The sequence below is a fragment of the Hymenobacter sp. YIM 151500-1 genome (assembly GCF_025979885.1).
Lineage (GTDB): Bacteria > Bacteroidota > Bacteroidia > Cytophagales > Hymenobacteraceae > Hymenobacter.
Window position 1 is genome coordinate 43,010 of record NZ_CP110139.1, and the last position, 19,680, is coordinate 62,689.

Genomic DNA, 19,680 nt, shown 5'->3' on the forward strand with positions numbered 1-19,680 from the left:
TTTGGATAGATGGACAGAAAAAATTCAACTCTGCATCAAATACGCTTTGATATACTCCTCCAGGTCCCCGTCCAGCACGCTTTGCACGTCGGTGCGTTCGACGCCAGTGCGCAGGTCCTTGATGAGCTTGTAGGGGTGCAGCACGTAGTTGCGGATTTGGGAGCCGAAGTCGATGCGCTTTTTGCCGGCCTCAACCACGGCGCGGGCCTCGTTGCGCTTGTCCAGCTCCAGCTGGTAGAGGCGCGACTTAAGCATGCGCAGGGCGTGCTCCTTGTTCATGAGCTGGCTGCGCTCAATCTGGCACTCGATGACGATGCCGGTGGGCGCGTGCTTGAGGCGGACGGCGGTTTCCACCTTGTTCACGTTCTGGCCGCCAGCTCCCCCGGAGCGGAACGTGTCCCAGCTGATGTCGGCAGGGTTGATGGTGATGTTGATGGTATCGTCGACGACGGGGTAGGCGAAGACCGAGGCGAAGCTGGTGTGGCGGCGGCCACTGCTGTCGAAGGGCGAGATGCGCACGAGGCGGTGCACGCCGATTTCACTTTTCAGGTAGCCGTAGGCAAACTGGCCCTCGATTTCCAGGGAGGCCGACTTGATGCCGGCGCCTTCGCCGGGCTGGTAGCTGACTTGCCGCACCGTGAAGCCCTGCTTTTCGCCCCACATGATGTACATGCGCATGAGCATTTCGGCCCAATCCTGGCTTTCGGTGCCGCCAGCGCCGGGGTTGATTTCCAGAATGGCCGATAACTGGTCTTCCTCGTCGGAAAGCATGCGCTTGAACTCCAGGCGCTCCACGGCCTGCTCGGCGGCCCTGAACTCCTGCTGCATCTCCTCTACCGACACGTCACCGTCGCGGTAGAAGTCGTAGAGGACTTCTACGTCGGCTACGGCCTTTTCCACGGCCTCGTAGTCATCGGTCCAGACCTTGACGGACTTGATTTCCTTCATCACGGCTTCGGCCTTCTTGGAGTCGTCCCAGAAGCCGGGGGCCGTGGTTTGCTGCTCGGTTTCGACTACCTGCGCTTTGCGGGCATCGTAGTCAAAGGTACCTCCTCAGGGCCTCGGCGCGGCCCTTCAATTCCTTCACCTGGTCGTGGGTCATGGAAGTTAAATGAGTGAATGAGTAAATGAGTGGATGAGTAAATGGGCTGGTTTGTGTTGAGCAAAAACTAAGTTCGTTCACTCATCCTCGGCCCGAAGGTCGGGTAAAAAAAGCGGAAGCCGACTTTCCAGCAGGAAAATCGGCTTCTCGTAAAGCAATGTCGAGGGAACAAGAGCGGCTAATTCACTCAGTCACTCATTCGCTCAATTACTCATTTACACCCGTACCATCCAGCCGTGTGGGTCGGGAGCTTCGCCGCTGCGGATGTCAGCCAGGGCCGCCGAGACTCGGTGGGAGAAGGCGCCAGCGGAGGGTGTAGGAAGCGTGTAGTCCTGGCCCTGGTAGCCGATGACGGCAATGGGGGCAATAGTGGCAGCCGTGCCCACGCCAAAGGCTTCTTCCAGGGTGCCGTTGGCCTGGGCCTGTAGGATTTCCAGGGCCGATACTTTGCGTTCCTCCACTGGCATGCCCCAGTCGCGGGCCAGCTGCAACACGCTGCGGCGGGTGATGCCGTCGAGGATGGAGGTGCTGAGGGCGGGCGTCACTACGCGGCCATCAATGACGAAGATGGCGTTCATCGTGCCCGATTCCTCCACGTACTTGTGTTCGGAGGCGTCGGTCCAGATGAGCTGGTTGTAGCCTTCCTGCTGGGCCAGCTTGGTGGGGTACATGGCCGCGCCGTAGTTGCCGGCGTTTTTGGCGTAGCCCGCGCCGCCCTCGGCCGAGCGCACGTACTTCTCCTCGAAGCGCACTCGCAGTGGCTTGTTGTAGTACAGGCCCACGGGGCAGGTGATAATCATGAAGCGGTACGAGTCAGAAGGCCGCACGCCCAGCATCCCATCGGTGGCAAACATGAAGGGACGAATGTACAAGGCGCTGCCCGCAGCGTTGGGCACCCACGCGGCATCCAGCCGAATCAGCTGGCTCAGGCCCTGCATAAACAACTCCTCGGGCACCGTCGGCATGCACATGCGCTCGGCGGAGGCGTTCAGGCGCTGTAGGTTGTCGTAGGGACGGAAGATGTAGATGTCGCCCTGCTGGTTTTTGTAGGCTTTCATGCCTTCAAAAATGGCCTGCCCGTAGTGCAGGGCCGAGTTGGCGGGGCTCACGGCCATGTCGCCGTAGGGTACAATCTGGGGCTCCTGCCATTCGCCATCGTGGTAGTCCGCTACCAGCATGTGGTCGGAGAAAGTTTTGCCGAAATCGAGCCGGGCGAAATCGGTTTCGGGCAAGCGCGAGGCAGTAGTGCGCTGAGTGCGAATGGTGAGCGTGTCGAGCATAGGGGTAGGGTGGGAGACAGGAAAAATGACACTGCGGGTGGGACTCCTGAAACGGGGGAAAGCCGGTGGCCGTTGTGCGAAGGTGGGTGGGAAAACAGTGGGAGTTTTAGGATAGTAAAGGTGCGCATTTTCTGCCGAACACTTGTTAGGGCTGGCCCAGTACTGAAGAGCTACATGCGCGGCTGCCACTTCACTTCTTCGGCGCCCAATTCGTGGGCCATTTGCCGGCTCAGCACAAACAGGTAATCGGATAAGCGGTTGAGGTACATGACCACCAAATCGGCCACAAACGAGTCTTCGCGCAACTGAATGACGAGCCGCTCGGCGCGGCGGCACACGCAGCGGGCCACGTGCGCAAACGACACCGACTGGTGCCCGCCGGGCAGCACAAACACCCGCAGCTCGGGCAGGGTCTCGTTCATGCGGTCCATTTCCTGCTCCAGCAGGGCAATATCCTCGGCGTGCAAGTCCGGAATCTTCATTTTGGACTTGTCAGGGTCCGAGGCCAGCGAGGCGCCGATGGTGAACAGGCGGTCCTGGATTTCTTTGAGCAGCTCGCGGCGGCTGGCATTCACGTCCTGGTCGCGCACCAGGCCCACGTAGGAGTTCAGCTCATCGACGGTGCCATAGCACTCGATGCGCAAGCTGGACTTGGGCACGCGGGTGCCACCAATGAGTGAAGTCAGGCCCTGGTCGCCAGTTTTGGTATAGATTTTCACGGGTGGTGAGGTGATGGGGTGAGGAGGTAAAGGGTGACAGGTGACGAGTAGACCGTCATGCTGAGCTTGTCGAAGCATCTCTACCTCTGACTAACTTCTGATGACTGCAACGAAGCAGTAGAGATGCTTCGGCAAGCTCAGCATGACAACATCACCACAACGTCAGCACGCCAGATGCTTCGACAAGCCGACGCCAGATGAAACAGGACGGTATAACGTCCGCAGAACGGATGTCAAGCCCAAACAATACAGGGGCAGATTGTTCTGACGGGTGGTCGAACAATCTGCCCCCGAAGTGGCAGCGGAAAGCCCGACGCATTAGTGGTTTACCGCTTCTGGGCTGGCTGCGTGTTGGTTGGTTACATCGGATTCGATGAGGCCGTCGCGCAGGCGCACGATGCGGTGGGCGTGGCGGGCAATGTCTTCTTCGTGCGTCACCATGATGATGGTGTTGCCGCGCACGTAGAGGGCCTCAAACAGCTCCATGATTTCGTGGCTGGTGCGGGTGTCGAGGGCGCCGGTGGGTTCGTCGGCGAGGATGATGCTGGGGTTGTTGACCAGGGCGCGGGCAATGGCTACGCGCTGGCGCTGCCCGCCCGACAGCTCGTTGGGCTTGTGCAGAGCCCGGTCGGCCAGGCCCACGTTGCGCAAGGCTTCGCGGGCCAGCGCCTGCCGCTCACTTTTGCCGTAGCCGGCGTAAATGAGAGGCAGGGCTACGTTGTCGAGGGCGGTGGCGCGGGGCAGCAGGTTAAACGACTGGAACACGAAACCGATTTCCCGGTTGCGCACGTCGGCCAGCTGGTTGTCGGACATGTTGCTCACGTCCTTGCCATTGAGAATGTACTGCCCGCCCGAAGGTGTGTCCAGGCAGCCCACAATGTTCATCAGCGTAGACTTGCCGGAGCCCGAAGGCCCCATAAATGCCACGTACTCGCCGCGCTGAATGGTGATGGACACCGATTGCAGGGCGTGAATTTCCTCGGTCCCCATGCGGTAGACCTTGGAAATATTGGTGGTTTGGATAACGGGAGGCAGCATAACCAGGGGCCGGGTTAGTTCCAGGGGGCAGCGGCAGCACGAGCCGCGCGGCGCGCTTCGTACTGCGCTTGAAAGGTAGCGTAATCTGCGGGGGAAAGCAACGCGCCCAGGTGCTCCAGCGGGGCCGCCGCGTACTCAGTCAGGCCCACGGGCACGGACGCCAGCACGTAGGCCTGGAGCAGCGCCGCCGACTCCGGGTTGTACTCAATGCCGCGCAACAGCGTGTTATAGGCCGCGGCGTAGTCGCGGCGGCGGGTGTAGAAGTCGGCGGCGGCGAGCAGGCCGGCTTCCACGAAAGGCGCCTGCTGCACCAGCTGGGCGTAGAGGCGGGCTGCTTCGGCAGGCTGTTGGTCGGCTTCGGCCAGCGCCGCCTGGAAGTACAGGGCATAAGCCCGCTGCGGACCTCGAAACGTGGCGTTTTGCAAAAGTTGCCGCAGCGGGGCCCATTGCCGGGCCCGCACGTACGTTTCGCCCCGCAGCACGTTCCAGGCCGAGGCCGCCGGCGTGCGAGTTGCCGGAGCGGGGGCGAATTGCTGAATAACCTGCTGCACCTCGGCGAGGCGGCCGGCCCGCAGGGCACGGGGCACCTGAGCCAGTAGGGCCGCTTCGCGCACGGGGCCGGCCGGCAAAGCCACGGCGGCGGGCAGCAGCTCAGCGGCCGGCAGCTCGTCGCCGCGCAGCACCAGAAACTGGGCTTTCAGCGAGTCGGGGGCTTGCGGGTAGCTGGCGCGGAAGTCGGGGTCCAGCACGGCCAGTAGGCGCCGAGCAGGCAAGATGGCCGGCAGGTAGCGTCCCTGCGCGGCTTGCCGCGCTACGCGCCGGGCCGAGTCGGGCTGGTTGCTAAGGGCCAGGGCGTAGGCGGCCGGCAGCGCCGCAGCATCAGCACCGTTGGCGCGGGCTTCGGCGAGGCGGCCGGCGGCCGGGGCCGGCAGGTGCTGGTCGAGCAGCCATAGGCCCTGCAACTGCTGGTAGTAGGCGGTTGAGGGGCCAGAGCCCGTAGCCAGGGGCAGCAGAGTAGCCTGAGCGGCCACCGACCGCCCGCCGTAGTGCTGGGTCACGGCCCGCAGAAAGGTAAGCTGGTCGATGTAGGCGGCGTTTTCGGGTCGGGCCGTCAAGCGGGCTAGAGCAGGTAGGGCAGAGGTGTCTTGGCGCTGGGCGCGGCTGAGGCCGGCATGGTACAGCCGGGCAAACCCAGCCGGAGTTAATGTGCTATCAGCTGGCAGCGGCAACTGGGTTGGCGCAGCGGCCGGCCGGCTGGTGAGCTGAGCGGCCAGCAGGGCATTGCTGCGCAAAGCATCGTCGGGCACGGCGGCAGTTGCTTGGGCCAGGTTCTGCGCGGGCTGCCATTGCTGCTGCTGGATGAGCTGGGCCAGGCGGTTGGCTTGCAGCACGGCATCGTGGGGGGCAGTAGCTTCGGCGCGGCTCTGGTAGAAGGCCACCGAGTCGGTAAGAGCCGAGCGGGTGTAGAGCTGGGCCAGGTCACCGTTGAGGCGGGCACTGGCGGGGTCGACTTTCAACGCCTCCCGCAGCACCCGCAGCCGGTCGAAGAAGTCGGTGGGCTCGTTGTAGAGAGCCGCCAGGCGCAGGGAAATCTTCTCGGAAGGTCGGCGGTTCAGGGCCCGGCGCAGAATGTTGATTTCGTTTTGGCGCTGGAGGCGGAAGCGGTACAGGGCCGCCCGGCCCAGGCTAGCCTTGTGGTTGTGCTGGTCGAGCAAGTCACTTTCGGCGTAGTAGCGCTCCGCCAGCAGGGCCTGCGAGAGGTCGTCAGAGTTCAGCTCGCTCAGCAGGCGGGCCAGGTCGCCGAGGTTGTTGTAGTAGCCGGCCCGCACCTGGTCGGCTACAAAGAAGTTGTTGCGCATCTCCACCAAGCCCAGCAAGGCCAGGCCCAGCCCCATCATGGCGTAGAAGGGAAAGCGCCGCGGCTCGTACACCACCCGGTACACGGGCAGCTTCTGGCGCAGCAGCGGAGCAAAGTTCAGCAGCACGTACACCAGAAACGCCGCGCCCAGGCACAGCAGGGCGCGGGCTGTGAAGTCGCGGGCGGCTTGGAGCAGCGGGTCGTTGGCCGTAGCCAGGGCGTAGCCCAGGGCCGCCGCGCCCAGCAGCACCAGCACCAGGTAGAGGTGGGCCATGCCGGGCCAGTAGGGCACCCAGGCGCCGTAGGTGGCCGCCCGGCGCCGCAGCCCCAGCCAGCCTACCACCACGGCGGGCAACAGCAGCAGGAGCGGGTCGAGGCGCAGGCCGGGCAGAATCAGCACTTCGCCGTTGTTCCAGTAATAGAGCAGCAGCGTGCCCAGGTACAAGGAGCTGGCCAGCACGAAGGGCAGCAACCCAAAACGCCCGGCCGGAGTAGCGGCCTGGGTGTTCAGCCACAACAGGCCGTGCACGTTTTCAAACCCCACCCACAGCACCAAGGCCGCAAACGCCACGGCGCCGCCCACAGTAAAAAACCCGCTCAGGTGCAAAGCCGTGACAGCCGCTGGGGTTGGGCTCAGGCCAAACAGCACCGCACCCAAACCCGCCACCAGCCCCGCAAACAGCAGCAGCCGAATCCCAAAGCTCACCTCGGGACGAAAAGCGTGCAGATAATAAGCTGGCAAACCCAGCGCGGCTAAGGCTCCTACCAGAAAATACTGCTGGCCCGCATCCACCACGCCCAGCAAGTCGGCATTCAGCGACATCAGCAGAAAAATCACCAGGGCCATGCCTACCACGAAAGCGGGCCGGGCCAGGCCGCTGATGACGGCCAGAAAGTAAGCCACGGCCACGCCCAGCAAACTCACCAGCGCATACGCCGCGGCGGGCCGCAGGAAGGGGCCGGCCACGTCGTAGGTCTGGCTGATGAGGTATCCGTTGGCCTGCACCGGCAGCTCCTCCAGGCCCACGCGCACCGTAGAAATGGTAATGGGCACAGGCGTCAGCTGGGCCACGGTCCGCACGGGCAGCACGGCATCATCGGCGGTGAGGTAGTGCCAGCCGGCCAGCAGCAGGGCTATGGCCGCCACCAGGGCCAGCACCAAAAACGGACCGCGCCCGGCAAGGGGGCGCGGCACGGCGGAAGCAGAAGCAGAAACAGTCACCAGCGGTTAGTCCAGCACTTTGGGTACGCGGAAATAGTCGGAGTCCTTGCGCGGGGCGTTGAGCAGGCCCGCCTGGTGGCTCACGGTGTTCTGCGGCTCGTCGGGGCGCAGCACATTGATTTCCTGCGACAAGTGCACCAGCGGCTCCACGTCGGTGGTGTCGAGCTGGCGCAGCTGGTCTACCCAGTCCAGAATCTTATTCAGGTCGCCGAGCATCTGCTGCTCTTTGTTTTCATCGAATTCAAGGCGGGCCAGATGGGCGAGGCCGCGGAGAGTGGCAAGGTCGGTGCTCACGGAGGAATTAAGAATTAGAAATTAAAAATTAAGAATTGGGCAGGGCCAACTCTTGCTGATTGGGTGCCGACGACTGCGCTGGACCCGACGGGGCGGTTTGGCGCAGGGTGCTGGGCTCAGGAATGCCGGCCGTGTGGGGCCCAAACTCGCCGGCAATGATGGCATAGGCCTGGTTTTTCAGCTGCTCAGCATCGGCGGAGGTGAGGCCCGTTGTGAACAGCGGCTCGTGCAGCACAATACGTAGCGGCGAGTAGCGCACCCGCAGGCCCCCAACATCGGGCAGGAAGCGGTGGTTCAGCGGCATGGAAATGGGTACCACTGGCACGCCGGCCGCAATAGCCAGCTGAAAGGCACCGTCCTTGAACGGCAGCATCACCTCACCGGGCCGCTCCGAGATGGTGCCTTCGGGGAAGATGACCACCGAGCGGCCGGCGGCGAGGCTGCGCCGGGCCTGCACCATGGCCCGGCCCCGGCTCACGGCGCTGTCGCGGTCCACGGTAATATAGCTGCTGCCGAAGATGGGGCCCCAGAGCGGCACGTGAGTCAGGGAGCTTTTGCCCATGATGTTGAGCCAGCCCGGAATGGCTTTGAACAGCAGCGGAATATCAATGTACGAGCTGTGGTTGGCCACGTACACGCAGGGCTGGCCGGCCGGCAAACGGTTTTTCCAAACCACTTCCACCGGCATCCCCCACATCCGAATGCTGAACGCCGACCAGCCCCGGTTGAGCTGGTGCAGCTGCCGGTGCCAGCGCGGCCGCCGGCTCAGGGCCCACTGCACCGGATACGTCACCACAAACGGCAGCACAAACCAGAGCGTCGCCCAGGTCGTGTACAAGCGGTGGCCGATATAGCGAAGCAAGCGCAGCATACAGGCAAATATACTAGTAAGGTGATGGGGAGATGAGGTGAAGGGTGAGGAGGTGACACGTGACAGGTGACAGGTAACACGTCTGTCATGCTGAGCGAAGCCGGAGGCGAAGTCGAAGCATCTCTGCCGAGGGTAACTCTTGATGACTGCAACGAAGCGGGAGAGATGCTTCGGCTTCGGCTCCGCCTTCGCTCAGCATGACCGTTTACCTGTCACCTGTCACCTTCTCACCCCATCACCTCATCCCCAAAATTCACACCCCCAGCAGCCGGGCGGCTTTGAGCAGGCCGGCTACGCTGATGGCGTCGGTAATGCGGCTGTCCATGACCATTTCAATGGCTTCGGTGAGGGGCAGCTTCCAGAGGCGCAGGTCTTCGGATTCTTCGGGCTCCACGTCGCCGTGCTCCAGGTCCTGGGCCAGGAAAACGAAGCCTTCTTCGTCGGTGACGGAGTTGGAGGTGTGCAGGCGCATAAGGTTGGTCCAGCGGCCGGCGGTGAGGCCGGTTTCTTCGCGCAGCTCCCGTTGCGCCGACTCCAGAATGTCCAGCTCCACGGGGCCACCGCCCATGGGAATTTCCCAGCTGTACTCGTTAAGCGGATAGCGGTACTGGCCCACCAGCCAGGTGTTGCCATCGGCATCCACCGGGATAATGCCCAGGGCCTTGTTTTTCATAGACACCACCCCATAAATGCCGGGGTTGCCGGCCGGGTTCAGCACCTGGTCCTCCCGAACCCTAATCCAGGGGTTCTGGTACTTCAGCTCGGAGCTGAGCACGTGCCAGGGGTTGTGGTGAGCGTCGAAATCGGCGGGGGCAGCGGCCATAGAAAGCAAATAAAGTACGGCACAAAGGTAGGACGACGAGGGGCGGCCGAAAACAGGGAAATTTCTCTCGCCGGGCAGAAGCTGCCGTTGACCGGGTAAGGAGGCTGGTTGAACCAATAATTCAACACGGGCCTTCCGGCGTCCCCTACATTTGATGCAGTAATTAGTTAGCGCGCGTAGGGTTTATGGAAAGGAAGGCTCATACCGCGTAGTGTTGGTCACCGGCAAAAGGAGTAGGGTGGATGAATTTTTTGCCGGCCAATGCGCTGAAAAAGGGCCGCTGCCTCGGGCAGCGGCTTTTTTTGTTTATGCGCTTTCGGGTTTCTGGCTTCCAGAGTCCGTGAAGTAAACCTACAGTTTCTTGTTTATGCCGGCATGCTGTTCACCCCACGCCCGGCCTAACCGGCGGCGTGCTGCCACTGGCTCATCGGCTGGGTGAATTACGTTTGGGCACGCTGGCTACCCAGAAACCCTAAAACCAATAGCTCAAAATCCTGTAAGCGCCGCCGTAAACCTGAGCTACCAGGGCGCGTAGGATAATGCACCCAGCTGTTTACATCCCGGCGGGTACTTGTTTTTCTATGGCTAATCAGGAGAAAAAGCAGGCAGCGGCCCCGCAGCAAACCGGCGACCCGCTCTTCAACCTCAAGCACGCCCAGGCTGAAGCTGAGCTGGCGCAGCAAACCGGTGGCCTCGGCCCCACCACCAACGTGTACATCACCACCGACGAAGAAGACGCCATGGACGACGGCCCACGCGACAAGCAAGGACACCGCCGCGGCGAAGCAGAAGGCCCGGAAACCGGCTCTACGGCCGGCAGCCATAAGTAAAGATGAGCCGCACGCTAGGTGCGGCATTTTATAGTACAGATTTCTGTGTCGAAAAGCCTCTCCGGGTGCCGTTTGGCCGCCGGGGAGGCTTTTCCCATTCGGCGGGGGCTGTACCTTTGCCGGCCATGCTGCTTTCTTCTTACACCCACGAGCCGCTGGAAGCGGGGCTGGACGAGGCCGGGCGCGGCTGCCTGGCCGGACCCGTGTTTGCGGCGGCCGTTATCCTGCCGCCCGACTTCCAGCCCCGCTACCTCAACGACTCCAAGCAGATGACGGCGCGGCGCCGGGAGCAGGTGCGCCACGACATTTGCCGCGAAGCCGTGGCCTGGGCCGTGGCCGAGGCTTCACCCCAGGAAATTGCTGCCCTCAACATTGCCCAGGCCAGCTATCTGGCCATGCACCGCGCCGTAGACCAGTTGCAGCCCCAGCCCACGCACTTGCTCGTAGATGGCAACCGGTTCCGGGCCCACGTCACGCTGCCGCACACCTGCGTCATCGGAGGCGACGGGCTGTACCGGCACATTGCAGCGGCTTCGGTGCTGGCCAAAACCTTCCGCGACGAACGGATGCGGGAGCTGGCCGCCCAGTTTCCGCACTACGGCTGGGAGCAGAACGCCGGCTACCCCACCGCCCGCCACCGCGCCGCCATCCGCAACCATGGCCCCACCGAGCACCACCGCATGGGGTTTCGACTGTTGTAGATTTCAGACCTGAGATGATGAGACATGAGAAGTGAGACTTACGTTCTGACATCCTATCAGCAGGGAATCAGAACATAGTCTCACTTCTCATGTCTCATAGTCTCAGGTCTGAAATCTCACTCTTTCAGCCGCAGCAGGTCCAGGAACAGGCTGAAGCCGTCGACGGTGGCGCCGCCTTCGCCGAAGGTGTCGAAGGAGAGGGGTTTAATAATATAGCCGCTCACGGCCAGGTCCTGGGCTTTCAGGCGGTCGGTTTCCAGGTCGGAGGTGGTGGTGATGAACACGTTGAGGCCCACAAATTCGGGGTCGGAGCGCAGGGTGTCGAGCAGCTCCAGGCCATTCATGCGGGGCATGTTCAGGTCCAGCATCACCACGCTAGGCTTCGGAATCCGGTCCTCGCCGTTTTCGCCGCGCAGCAGGTTGAGGGCTTCGCGGCCGTTGCGGGCCACGTGCAGGGGGGCACTAATGTTGTGCTTGCGCAGCTCCCGCTGCACGTTCATAATGTCCATCTGGTCGTCTTCGACCAGCAAAATGCTTGGTTCAGAGGTGGTGGTTGCCATACGAAGGAAAGGAACAGAACAGGTCGGAAAGGAAAGTGTCAGGAGTTTCTATACGGCATTCAGGAAGCAGAGGCGGTAACTACTGCCGGGCGGGCTACCTCAGCCGGGCGCGCCGCCACCGCCGCCGCCGACCTGCGGGGCCAGGTGAAAATGAATGAGGCACCCTGGCCCTCCGCCGACTCGACGCGGATGGTGCCCCCCTGGCGCTCCACAATTTTCTTGACAATAGCCAAGCCCACGCCGGTGCTTTCCAGGGTGTCGCGCTCCGTGAGAGTCTGGAAGATGACAAAAATCCGCTCGTGGTACTCTGGGGCAATGCCGGGGCCATTGTCGGCCACGGTGAAGGTGTAGAACTGCGGGCCTTCGGTGCAGCCGATGCGCACCACGCCAGCTTCGGGGCGGTGGTGGTACTTTACGGCGTTGCTGATGAGGTTGGTAAACACCTGCTGGAGCTGCACGCGGTTGGTAACCAGCGTGGGCAGGTAAAACGGCAGCTCCACCTCAAAGCCCGGCGGTAAGCTTAGCGAGTCGATGATTTCGCGCAGGAGCTGGCGCACAAACACCGGCTCGTCGGCCTGGGGTGTGCGGCCCACGCGGGCCAGCTCCAGAATACCGCTGATCAGGTTTTCCATGCGGCGCACCCGCTTGCGCATCAGCACCAGAAACTCCTGAATATGAGCGGGCAGGTCCCGGCCCATGTCTTCCTCAATCCAGCGCGAAGCCGACTCAATGCCCCGCAGCGGGGCCTTCAGGTCGTGCGACACCACGTAGGCAAACTGGTCCAGCTCCTGGTTGCGGCGCTCCAGCTGCGTGATGGTGGTGCTGATGGTGGTGGTCATGACGTTAAGCGAGTCAGTCAGCTCGGTTAGCTCGTCCTGCTGCGTGTCCTGCACCTGGGTGCTGTAGTCGCCGCCGGCAATGCGCCGGGCCTGCCGCACCATGCCCCCGATGCGCCGGGCCAGCTGCCGCACCAGACGGGAGGCGTAGAGCAGGCCCAGCAGAATCGTGAGCAGGGTGATGCCCACGGACATGATGCGCGTTTCCCGAATGCTTTCCTGAAGCTTCTCCCGCTGCTTGGTGCGGGCCTTCACCTCTTCTTCCTCGAAGGCCGCAAAAATCACCCGAATCTGGTCAACCAGCCGCTTGCCGGCCAGGTCGTCCATCAGGGCACGGTGCTCCAGGCCTTCCAGGCCGGTTTGCGTGGGGTTGCGCCGCATGGCTTCGCGCTTTTCGCTGATGAGCAGGTGAGAGTAGCTGGCCCACTGCTGAAACAGCCGCTGCGCCCGCACCATCCGCTCGTACTGCGGGCTGCCGGCCTCCAGCTCCTCGCGCAGCTCGGCAAAGCGCCCCAGCATTTCCCGCTCGCCCTGGTGATAAGGCTCCAGCATGGTCTCGCTGCCGATGAGCAGATAGCCCCGGAAGCCGGTTTCCATGTCGATAATGCTGCGCAGCAGGGTGGTAGCCTCGCTGGTAATGCGCTGGGACCGTTCGACGCGCTGGGAGTTGCGCAGCACCTTGCGCGAGAGCTGGTAGTTGATGACCACTACGGCCGCAAACAGCAGCGAAATAGCCACGAACCCGGCGAATAGCTTGGTGGAGAGTTTGAGCTTCATACGAAGAATCAACAGGCAATGCTCCGGCGGCCGGTACTTGCTCAAGGCATGGTAGAAGCCAGGTCAGGTGCCGGCGCGAAGCTTTTCCTGCATCGTACGCAGGAGGTGGGTAATCTGGTCGGCCAGTTGGTTTACTTCCGCAAGGCCGGCCACGGCCTCGTCGGGGCGGCCCCGCTGGTGCAGGTCCATCAGGCGGTTAGCCACCTCATGAATGCGGATGTGCAGCCGGTCCAATTGCTGGCTTTCGGGCAGGTGGCCGTAGGTGCGCAGGGCCCGCTCGGCAATCCAGTGCCCAAACGAGCAAGCCTGCGGGTCGCGGATAGGCGCTTCGCTGGTGCCGCTGCCAAACAGGTAGGAGCGCAGCTTCGACTTAAACAGCAGGTGCTTGACCGAAGCGGCATCAAAATCCTGTTTAAGGTCGTCGCTCATACGAACGGAAGCAGAGAAAGCGGAGAAAAAGACGGGCCCAGGCTGGAACCAAAAAGACAAAGGTAGCAGAATGCCTGCCGGTGGTGGCCCCGGCCAAAATGTTGGCTAATTTCGCCCGATACTCAACCCCACCACGCCAACTTTTCATGTCCGAAACTCTCAAAACCGTTCCGCTGAACGACGTACACCAGCAGCTGGGTGCCAAGATGGTGCCCTTTGCCGGCTACAACATGCCCGTGCGCTACTCCTCCGACCTCGACGAGCACCACACCGTGCGCCGGGCCGTCGGCATTTTTGATGTGTCGCACATGGGCGAGTTTTGGGTGCGCGGCCCCCAGGCCCTGGACCTGATTCAGCGCGTAACCAGCAACGACGCCAGCAAGCTCACGCCCGGCAAGGCTCAGTATTCCTGCCTGCCCAACGAGGAGGGCGGCATCGTGGACGACCTGCTGGTGTACATGCTGGCCGAAAACGACTATCTGCTGGTAGTCAATGCCTCCAACATCGGCAAGGACTGGAACTGGATTCAGCGCCACAACACCAAAGGCGCCGAAATGGAAAACGTGTCGGACGACATCAGCCTGTTTGCCGTGCAGGGCCCCAAGGCCATAACTGCCCTCCAGCCCCTGACGGATGCCGACCTGAGCAGCATTCCCTACTACTCGTTTGTGCAGGGCACGTTTGCCGGAGCGCCCAATGTTATTATCTCGGCCACGGGTTACACCGGCGCGGGCGGCTTCGAGCTGTACGTGCCCAATGAGCATGCCCGGCAGGTGTGGGAGAAAATCATGGAAGCCGGCCAGCCCCACGGCCTCAAGCCCATCGGCCTGGGGGCCCGCGACACGCTGCGCCTGGAAATGGGCTACTGCCTCTACGGCAACGACATCACCGACCACACTTCGCCCCTGGAAGCCGGCCTGGGCTGGATTACCAAATTCACCAAGGACTTCACCAACGCCGACAACCTCAAGAAACAGAAGGAAGCCGGCGTGGAGCGCAAACTGGTGGGCTTCGTGATGGACGGCCCCGGTATCCCGCGCGGACACTATCCGCTGGTCAACGAAGCTGGCGAAACCATCGGGGAAGTAACCAGCGGCACCCAGTCGCCGAGCCTGAGCAAAGGCATTGGGCTGGGCTACGTGCAAACCGAGCTAAGCGTCCCCGGCACTCAGATTTTTGTGCAGGTGCGCGGCAAAAACCTGCCAGCCACCGTCACCAAGCTGCCTTTCGTGAAAGGCACCGAGTAGGGGCGCGTTGCACGCGCCCGCCGGATATGCACCGAGCAGGCGGCTCCCAGCCGTCCACCTGGTCGGGCTTCGGGCTGACGATGTGGCGGCGTTGCCCTGCTACCACCGTTCTGCTAGCAACCAGCCGGGCCCACTTGCTGATAATAAGTGCATTAAGCTTCTGCTGACCATTCAACAGGCCACCTGTCCGAAATCGAATGCTCCGCGGAAGCACCGGCGGCCCCGGCGGCCGAGCCGCTTTCTTAGTCTTCTCAGCAGCAGGCGCGGCACCCGTGCCTGCTGTTTTTTACTCCCAATAGCCCATGAGCCCAGACGACGCCGGACGCGTGCGACGCGCCCCTACCAGCGGCCCCACTTTTGATACCTGCTTCACGCCGGAGCTGCTGCCGCTGTATGACCTGCGCGGGCGGGTGGCGGTGGTGGTAGATGTGCTGCGGGCTACGTCGTCCATTGTTACGGCCCTGGCCCAGGACGTAACGCACCTGGTACCGGTAAGTGAGGTGGCCGAGTGCCGGGCCCTGGCCGCCGAAGGCTACCTCACGGCCGCGGAGCGCGACGGGCGCCAAGCCGAGGGCGTGGACCTGGGCAACTCGCCTTTCGGCTACCTGGATGGGGCGGTGCCGGTGCGGGGCCGGGCCGTGGCCATCACCACCACCAACGGCACCCGCGCCCTGCACCTGTCGGCCGCTGCTGATGCGGTGCTGGTGGGGGCCTTTCTGAACCTGGGCGCCGTGGCGGCCCGCCTGCGCCAGCTGAATCAGGATGTAGTCGTGGTGTGCGCGGGCTGGAAGGGAAAGTTCTGCCTCGAAGACACCCTCTTCGCCGGGGCCCTGGCCCAGCGCCTCGCCGACGCCTTCGACCCCAGCGCCTCCGACGCTACCCTGGCCGCTCTCGACCTCTGGCATGCCGCCCGCCCCGACGTGGCTGGTTACCTGCTCAAATCCTCCCACGTGCGCCGCCTCAACAGCCTGGAAGCCCACAAAGACATGGCGTTCTGCGTTCGGGAAGACGAGTACGACCTGGTGCCCGTGTTTCGGGCAGGGAAAATAGAAGTGCTGTGAGGCTATGGCCTTTACTTCAGCTTCTCATTTTGCTGGTGGCGGGTGGCGTCGCGCTGGGTTTTCTTGGCCAGGTTGCGCTGAAGGGCTTCGGTGAGGTTGACGCCGGTTTGGTTGGCTAGGCAGATAACCACGAATAGCACATCGGCCAGCTCGTCGGCCAGCACTTTGTCTTTGTCCGACTCTTTAAAAGACTGCTCCCCATACTGACGGGCAATGATGCGAGCCACCTCGCCGACTTCCTCGGTCAGCATAGCCAGATTGGTCAGTTCGTTGAAATACCGGACGCCGTTGGTTTGTATCCACTGGTCCACGGTGCGCTGAGCTTCTTCGATAGTCATAGGTGATGCATGAGTAAATGAGTGGATGAGTGAATGAGTGAATGAGTGAATGAGTGAAGGGTGATGGTCAGCCCCAGCGGGGCGGCATATCGGTAGCAAAGTGCAGCTGGTTTTAGAGACAGAGCCTCAGCGGGGCGACACCATTCATCTGCGGACTCTTGTGTCGCCCCGCTGGGGCTTTGACCATGGATCTATCCGGTGGTTTCTACCGACATGCCGCCCCGCTGGGGCTACCGTTCTGTAGGCACTCACCACCTCACTACCTTTCTGGCGAGTCCAGCACAATCGTAACGGGACCGTCGTTGAGCAGTTCTACCTGCATATCGGCGCCAAACTCGCCGGTGGCTGCGGGGCGGCCCAGTAGCTGAGTTACTAGCTCCACAAACTGTTCGTACAACGGCACGGCTATGGGCGGCGGGGCAGCGCCGATGTAGCTGGGGCGGTTGCCTTTGCGGGCGTCGGCCAGCAGCGTAAACTGGCTCACGACCAGCACCTCCCCGCCAATATCCAGCACCGAGCGGTTCATCTTGCCTTCGTCGTCGGCAAAAATTCGCAGCTGCACCAGCTTGCGGGCCATCCAGTCGAGGTCAGCGGTAGTATCAGCAGGGGCGAAGCCGGCCAGCACCAGCAGGCCCGGCCCAATCTGGCCCGTTACGCGGCCGGCCACCGTAACGCTGGCGTGGCGGACCCGCTGCAAAACTATGCGCATTCTGTGAGAGGTGATAAGGTGATGAGTAACTGAACTAACAAAGGAAATTGGCCTACATGAGTCCGCTTGGACACTGCGAACCACTGCGCTTTCTTCTGCGAACCACTGCGAGAAATGAAGCCAGCTGGTATGCCAAGTATAGTTGTCAGTTCAGGTGAAAGGTGAGGGAAGGTCGGGGTTCAGCGCATAATTGCGACCTTCGCCGCGCTCCTGAATCTGCGTATGGCGGCCCCGAAGAACGGCATTCCCTTCCTGAACCTCACGCTGGCCTGGTTGCCGGGCGCCCTGCTGGCCGTGGCGGCCGTGCGCCTGTACGGCCTGCGCACCGTAGCCTTGCCTGACTACGACTCGGTGCGCAACTGGCAGATTGTGCAGGAAGTGGCCGCCGGCCATCTGCGCCAGCTGTTTCACCACGGCAGCCCGGCTTTTTACCTGGTGTATACTCCGGTAGCGTGGCTGACCACGGATTTTCGCGTGTTTCAGCACCTCAACGCCCTGGTGGCCGTGGCGGCGCTGGGCTTGCTGGTGCGCTTCGTCGCGCGCGAGGCAGAGCTGGCGGGCTGGCAAACTGCCCTGCTCACGCTGCTGGCCGGTACATCGGTGTTGCTTACCTTCTCGGGCCGCGACTTCACCATGGGCTCCTGGAGCTTGTTGTGCTTTGCGGGGCTGCTGCCGGCCTACTACCGCCGCCTACGGGAAGGCACCCGCCCGGCCCTGCTGCGGGCTACGCTGTGGCTGATGCTGGGGCTGTGCTTCAACTACAAATTCATCCTGGCCCTGCCCATTCTGGCCGTGCTGGAGTGGCAGCGTGCCGATGGGCTGTTGCTGCGCAATGGCAACTGGTGGCGGGTCGCGGCGCTGCTGGCCTTGCCGTACGTGGTGCTGGGCGCGGTGGGTGTGGCTGCGGGTTTGCCTTGGTACCTGTGGCCCGCCATCTATTATAAAGTAGCCTTTCCGGATGCGGCCAACGCCGCCGGCCGCGCCGCCACCCTGCACCCCGACGCCCTGTATTACCTGCGCTACCTCTGGGATTTTGAGTCGTGGGTGGTGTGGGTGGGGCTGCTGGCGCCGGCGCTGCTGGGCGGCCGGGTGCGGCGCGGCCAGCTGCTGCCGCTGCCCTGGTACCTGGCCGCGTGGGCGTGGTGCCTGCTGGCGGGCATGTCGCTGCTCTTGAAAGCCCCGCGCGGCCTGCTGTGGGCGTATGGGTTGCTGTATGCGCTGGGGTTTCTGGGGCTGCGGCGCTGGCTGCCGGCGGCAGCCCTGGCTGCGGTAGTATTCGTGTCTGTAGGGCTCAATCTGCGCCGAATTCAGCGGGAAATCTACGCCTATGCGCCCACGCGCTACCCGCAAGTAGCGGCTTGGCTGCACACCCACGGCGGCGGACCCGTAGCCAGCACCGTCGGCCTGGGCCTGGCTCCCTTCCGGGCCGCTACCGACACGGTACGAGCCGTACTGCACGAACGGGACCTAACCCGCTGGCGCCGGCAAGGCTACCGCTACGTGCTGCTGGATAGCTACTGGCGCGTAACCGGCGTGGCGCACTTCGACTCCTTGCGTCGCCAGCCGCCCGTGGCCGCGTGGCCGGAGCCGTTGCTCGTCTCGCCGCTGCTGTTTCTGGAGCACTCCGAATTCACCGGCCTCAGCTACGCCGAAACCCTGCTCCGCCAGCAGCAAGCCGCCCGCGACACGGTGCAGCTGCGGCTGCTGCGGCTACGCTAGCCCCGGCCCCACGCCGCCTGATGCGGGATTCTCTGGGAGAGGAGGAGCCAGTTCTGAGCTGTAAGCCTCAGGCTACAAGCCACAAGCCTGGATGACAATGCTTGCAGCTTGTAGCTTATAGCTTGCGGCTAGCTGAGGGTCAGCGTTTCACGCCTAGGCTATCCAGCCACCGTTGATACTTGCGGGCATTGCGCTTGTGCTCGGCGAAGGTCTCGGCAAAGTCGGAGTAGCCGCTGCCGCCGGGGCGGGCGCAGAAAAACAGGTACTCGTGCCGGGCGGGCTGCAACACGGCATCCAGGCTCTGGCGGTTGGCGGAGGTGATGGGGCCGGGCGGCAGGCCCTTGTGCTTGTAGGTGTTGTAGGGTGAATCCACCAGCTTGTCGCGGTTGAGTACGCGCTTCACCCCAAAGTTGCCGATGGCCCACAGCAGGGTGGGGTCGGCTTGCAGGCGCATGCCCCGGCGCAGGCGGTTCAGGTACACGCCCGCAATCAGGGGCTTGTCTTCTTTCATGGCCGTTTCGCGCTGCACAATGCTGGCCAGCACGTGCACCTGGGTGGGCGAGAGGCGGAGCGAGTCGGCCCGCTGCCGCCGCTGCCGGGTCCAGAAGCGCCGGTGCACCGCCGCCGCCGAGTCCAGAAACTCCTGCGCCGACGTGTTCCAGACCAGCCGGTAGGGCCCCGGCAAGAACATGGTCAGCACGGTAGTGGTGTCGAGGCGGTAGCGGCGGCGCAGCAGGGCGTTGTTCTGGAGCAGCCGCCGCAGCTCCACCGAGTCGGTTTCGAGCTGGCGGGCCACCTGCCGGGCCAGCTGGGGCTTGTACTTGAAGGCGTCGAGCTGAAAGGCTACCGTGTCCTGGTCGCCGCGCAGCAGCAGGTCCAGCAAGGCCATATTATCGAGGTCGGGCGTGAGCAGGTAGCGGCCGGGCTTCACCTGCGCCGGGTAGCCGCGCCGCTCGGCCAGCCACTCGAAGGTGGCCGGGTTGCGCAGCAGCTCATACTTCCGCAATGAGTCCAGCACGGCGCCGTAGTCTGTGCCCGTACCAATGAATAAGTAAGCCGGACCATACGCCGAAGGCCGTACGTTGGGTTTCCGCAGCACATACCAGGTGCCCAGCAGCCCGGCCAGCACCAGCACACCCAACAGCAACAGAAACTGCAACAACCAGCGGCGCAGTACGGGAGAGGAAGAAGTCAACAGAAGAAAAGATGAACAGTAACCGCTTCAAAAATAACTGCTTGAGCCGGCTGAATCACGGATTGAGCGGC

At 62.9% G+C, this 19,680-nt stretch carries 19 protein-coding genes; 5 read left to right on the forward strand and 14 right to left on the reverse strand.

Translation table 11 applies throughout. From position 1 onward, the window contains the following. Positions 1-24: 24 nt before the first annotated feature. From prfB to OIS53_RS00185, 8 genes are all read right to left on the reverse strand, one after another. A protein-coding gene (prfB, locus tag OIS53_RS00150) for a peptide chain release factor 2 (protein ID WP_264680361.1) occupies positions 25-1,102 on the reverse strand; the annotation gives its coding sequence in 2 pieces (ribosomal slippage) (positions 25-1,041 and positions 1,043-1,102; 1,077 coding nt in all). Positions 1,103-1,317: 215 nt separating this feature from the next. Beyond that, entirely contained in the window at positions 1,318-2,382 is a 1,065-nt protein-coding gene (locus OIS53_RS00155) for a branched-chain amino acid aminotransferase (RefSeq protein ID WP_264680362.1), read from the reverse strand. Positions 2,383-2,552: 170 nt separating this feature from the next. Next, positions 2,553-3,101: a cob(I)yrinic acid a,c-diamide adenosyltransferase gene (locus OIS53_RS00160; protein ID WP_264680363.1), complete on the reverse strand. Its 549-nt coding sequence runs from the start codon at positions 3,099-3,101 to the stop codon at positions 2,553-2,555. Positions 3,102-3,419: 318 nt separating this feature from the next. Beyond that, positions 3,420-4,139 (reverse strand): ABC transporter ATP-binding protein, encoded by a 720-nt coding sequence (locus OIS53_RS00165; protein ID WP_264680364.1) that lies wholly within the window; start codon positions 4,137-4,139, stop codon positions 3,420-3,422. A 14-nt stretch (positions 4,140-4,153) separates the two neighbouring features. Then, a complete protein-coding gene (locus tag OIS53_RS00170; RefSeq protein ID WP_264680365.1) occupies positions 4,154-7,192 on the reverse strand; it encodes a tetratricopeptide repeat protein in 3,039 nt (1,012 codons plus the stop codon). A 33-nt stretch (positions 7,193-7,225) separates the two neighbouring features. Next, positions 7,226-7,513, reverse strand: a complete 288-nt coding sequence (gene gatC / locus OIS53_RS00175) for an Asp-tRNA(Asn)/Glu-tRNA(Gln) amidotransferase subunit GatC (RefSeq protein ID WP_264680366.1) — start codon at positions 7,511-7,513, stop codon at positions 7,226-7,228. A gap of 28 nt (positions 7,514-7,541) precedes the next feature. Next, positions 7,542-8,384: a lysophospholipid acyltransferase family protein gene (locus OIS53_RS00180; protein ID WP_264680367.1), complete on the reverse strand. Its 843-nt coding sequence runs from the start codon at positions 8,382-8,384 to the stop codon at positions 7,542-7,544. Positions 8,385-8,637: 253 nt separating this feature from the next. Then, positions 8,638-9,207 carry an NUDIX domain-containing protein gene (locus tag OIS53_RS00185; RefSeq protein WP_264680368.1) on the reverse strand — a complete coding sequence of 190 codons (570 nt, stop codon included), beginning with the start codon at positions 9,205-9,207 and terminating at the stop codon, positions 8,638-8,640. Between the two features lie 581 nt (positions 9,208-9,788). Here OIS53_RS00185 and OIS53_RS00190 point away from each other — a divergent pair. Together OIS53_RS00190 and OIS53_RS00195 are read left to right on the forward strand one after the other, a co-directional pair. After that, the gene (locus tag OIS53_RS00190; RefSeq protein ID WP_264680369.1) at positions 9,789-10,037 is read left to right on the forward strand and encodes a hypothetical protein; all 249 of its coding nucleotides are present in this window, start codon (positions 9,789-9,791) and stop codon (positions 10,035-10,037) included. A 125-nt stretch (positions 10,038-10,162) separates the two neighbouring features. After that, positions 10,163-10,738 carry a ribonuclease HII gene (locus tag OIS53_RS00195; protein ID WP_264680370.1) on the forward strand — a complete coding sequence of 192 codons (576 nt, stop codon included), beginning with the start codon at positions 10,163-10,165 and terminating at the stop codon, positions 10,736-10,738. A 116-nt stretch (positions 10,739-10,854) separates the two neighbouring features. Here the strand turns inward: OIS53_RS00195 and OIS53_RS00200 are convergent, their stop codons facing one another. From OIS53_RS00200 to OIS53_RS00210, 3 genes are all read right to left on the reverse strand, one after another. Next, on the reverse strand, positions 10,855-11,298 hold the full coding sequence (locus OIS53_RS00200; protein ID WP_264680371.1) for a response regulator: 444 nt from the start codon (positions 11,296-11,298) through the stop codon (positions 10,855-10,857). 59 nt (positions 11,299-11,357) lie between these two features. Beyond that, positions 11,358-12,911 (reverse strand): sensor histidine kinase, encoded by a 1,554-nt coding sequence (locus OIS53_RS00205; protein WP_264680372.1) that lies wholly within the window; start codon positions 12,909-12,911, stop codon positions 11,358-11,360. Positions 12,912-12,974: 63 nt separating this feature from the next. Next, positions 12,975-13,340 (reverse strand): CZB domain-containing protein, encoded by a 366-nt coding sequence (locus OIS53_RS00210; RefSeq protein WP_264680373.1) that lies wholly within the window; start codon positions 13,338-13,340, stop codon positions 12,975-12,977. Between the two features lie 146 nt (positions 13,341-13,486). Here OIS53_RS00210 and gcvT point away from each other — a divergent pair, with 146 nt between their 5' ends. Then, entirely contained in the window at positions 13,487-14,587 is a 1,101-nt protein-coding gene (gene gcvT / locus OIS53_RS00215) for a glycine cleavage system aminomethyltransferase GcvT (protein WP_264680374.1), read from the forward strand. Between the two features lie 302 nt (positions 14,588-14,889). After that, positions 14,890-15,648 (forward strand): 2-phosphosulfolactate phosphatase, encoded by a 759-nt coding sequence (locus tag OIS53_RS00220; RefSeq protein ID WP_264680375.1) that lies wholly within the window; start codon positions 14,890-14,892, stop codon positions 15,646-15,648. An 11-nt stretch (positions 15,649-15,659) separates the two neighbouring features. On the opposite strand, the gene OIS53_RS00225 is transcribed toward OIS53_RS00220, so the two are convergent. Both OIS53_RS00225 and dtd read right to left on the reverse strand, forming a co-directional pair. Further along, positions 15,660-15,986, reverse strand: coding sequence for a nucleotide pyrophosphohydrolase (locus tag OIS53_RS00225; protein ID WP_264680376.1), 327 nt, complete (start codon positions 15,984-15,986; stop codon positions 15,660-15,662). Positions 15,987-16,245: 259 nt separating this feature from the next. Beyond that, positions 16,246-16,695 carry a D-aminoacyl-tRNA deacylase gene (gene dtd / locus OIS53_RS00230; protein ID WP_264680377.1) on the reverse strand — a complete coding sequence of 150 codons (450 nt, stop codon included), beginning with the start codon at positions 16,693-16,695 and terminating at the stop codon, positions 16,246-16,248. A 222-nt stretch (positions 16,696-16,917) separates the two neighbouring features. Here dtd and OIS53_RS00235 point away from each other — a divergent pair, with 222 nt between their 5' ends. Then, entirely contained in the window at positions 16,918-18,414 is a 1,497-nt protein-coding gene (locus tag OIS53_RS00235; RefSeq protein WP_264680378.1) for a hypothetical protein, read from the forward strand. 139 nt (positions 18,415-18,553) lie between these two features. Here OIS53_RS00235 and mltG read toward each other — a convergent pair whose 3' ends face one another. Further along, positions 18,554-19,609, reverse strand: coding sequence for an endolytic transglycosylase MltG (mltG, locus tag OIS53_RS00240; protein ID WP_264680379.1), 1,056 nt, complete (start codon positions 19,607-19,609; stop codon positions 18,554-18,556). Positions 19,610-19,680: the final 71 nt, after the last annotated feature.

Bases quoted from the DNA above. Each gene is read 5' to 3' on its own strand.
- OIS53_RS00165 (WP_264680364.1), bottom strand. From the start codon at position 4,139: ATGCTGCCTCCCGTTATCCAAACCACCAATATTTCCAAGGTCTACCGC.
- OIS53_RS00205 (WP_264680372.1), bottom strand. From the start codon at position 12,911: ATGAAGCTCAAACTCTCCACCAAGCTATTCGCCGGGTTCGTGGCTATT.
- gcvT (WP_264680374.1), top strand. From the start codon at position 13,487: ATGTCCGAAACTCTCAAAACCGTTCCGCTGAACGACGTACACCAGCAG.
- OIS53_RS00190 (WP_264680369.1), top strand. From the start codon at position 9,789: ATGGCTAATCAGGAGAAAAAGCAGGCAGCGGCCCCGCAGCAAACCGGC.
- OIS53_RS00210 (WP_264680373.1), bottom strand. From the start codon at position 13,340: ATGAGCGACGACCTTAAACAGGATTTTGATGCCGCTTCGGTCAAGCAC.
- OIS53_RS00220 (WP_264680375.1), top strand. From the start codon at position 14,890: ATGAGCCCAGACGACGCCGGACGCGTGCGACGCGCCCCTACCAGCGGC.
- OIS53_RS00200 (WP_264680371.1), bottom strand. From the start codon at position 11,298: ATGGCAACCACCACCTCTGAACCAAGCATTTTGCTGGTCGAAGACGAC.
- OIS53_RS00155 (WP_264680362.1), bottom strand. From the start codon at position 2,382: ATGCTCGACACGCTCACCATTCGCACTCAGCGCACTACTGCCTCGCGC.
- OIS53_RS00225 (WP_264680376.1), bottom strand. From the start codon at position 15,986: ATGACTATCGAAGAAGCTCAGCGCACCGTGGACCAGTGGATACAAACC.
- dtd (WP_264680377.1), bottom strand. From the start codon at position 16,695: ATGCGCATAGTTTTGCAGCGGGTCCGCCACGCCAGCGTTACGGTGGCC.
- OIS53_RS00195 (WP_264680370.1), top strand. From the start codon at position 10,163: ATGCTGCTTTCTTCTTACACCCACGAGCCGCTGGAAGCGGGGCTGGAC.
- OIS53_RS00180 (WP_264680367.1), bottom strand. From the start codon at position 8,384: ATGCTGCGCTTGCTTCGCTATATCGGCCACCGCTTGTACACGACCTGG.
- OIS53_RS00235 (WP_264680378.1), top strand. From the start codon at position 16,918: ATGGCGGCCCCGAAGAACGGCATTCCCTTCCTGAACCTCACGCTGGCC.
- OIS53_RS00185 (WP_264680368.1), bottom strand. From the start codon at position 9,207: ATGGCCGCTGCCCCCGCCGATTTCGACGCTCACCACAACCCCTGGCAC.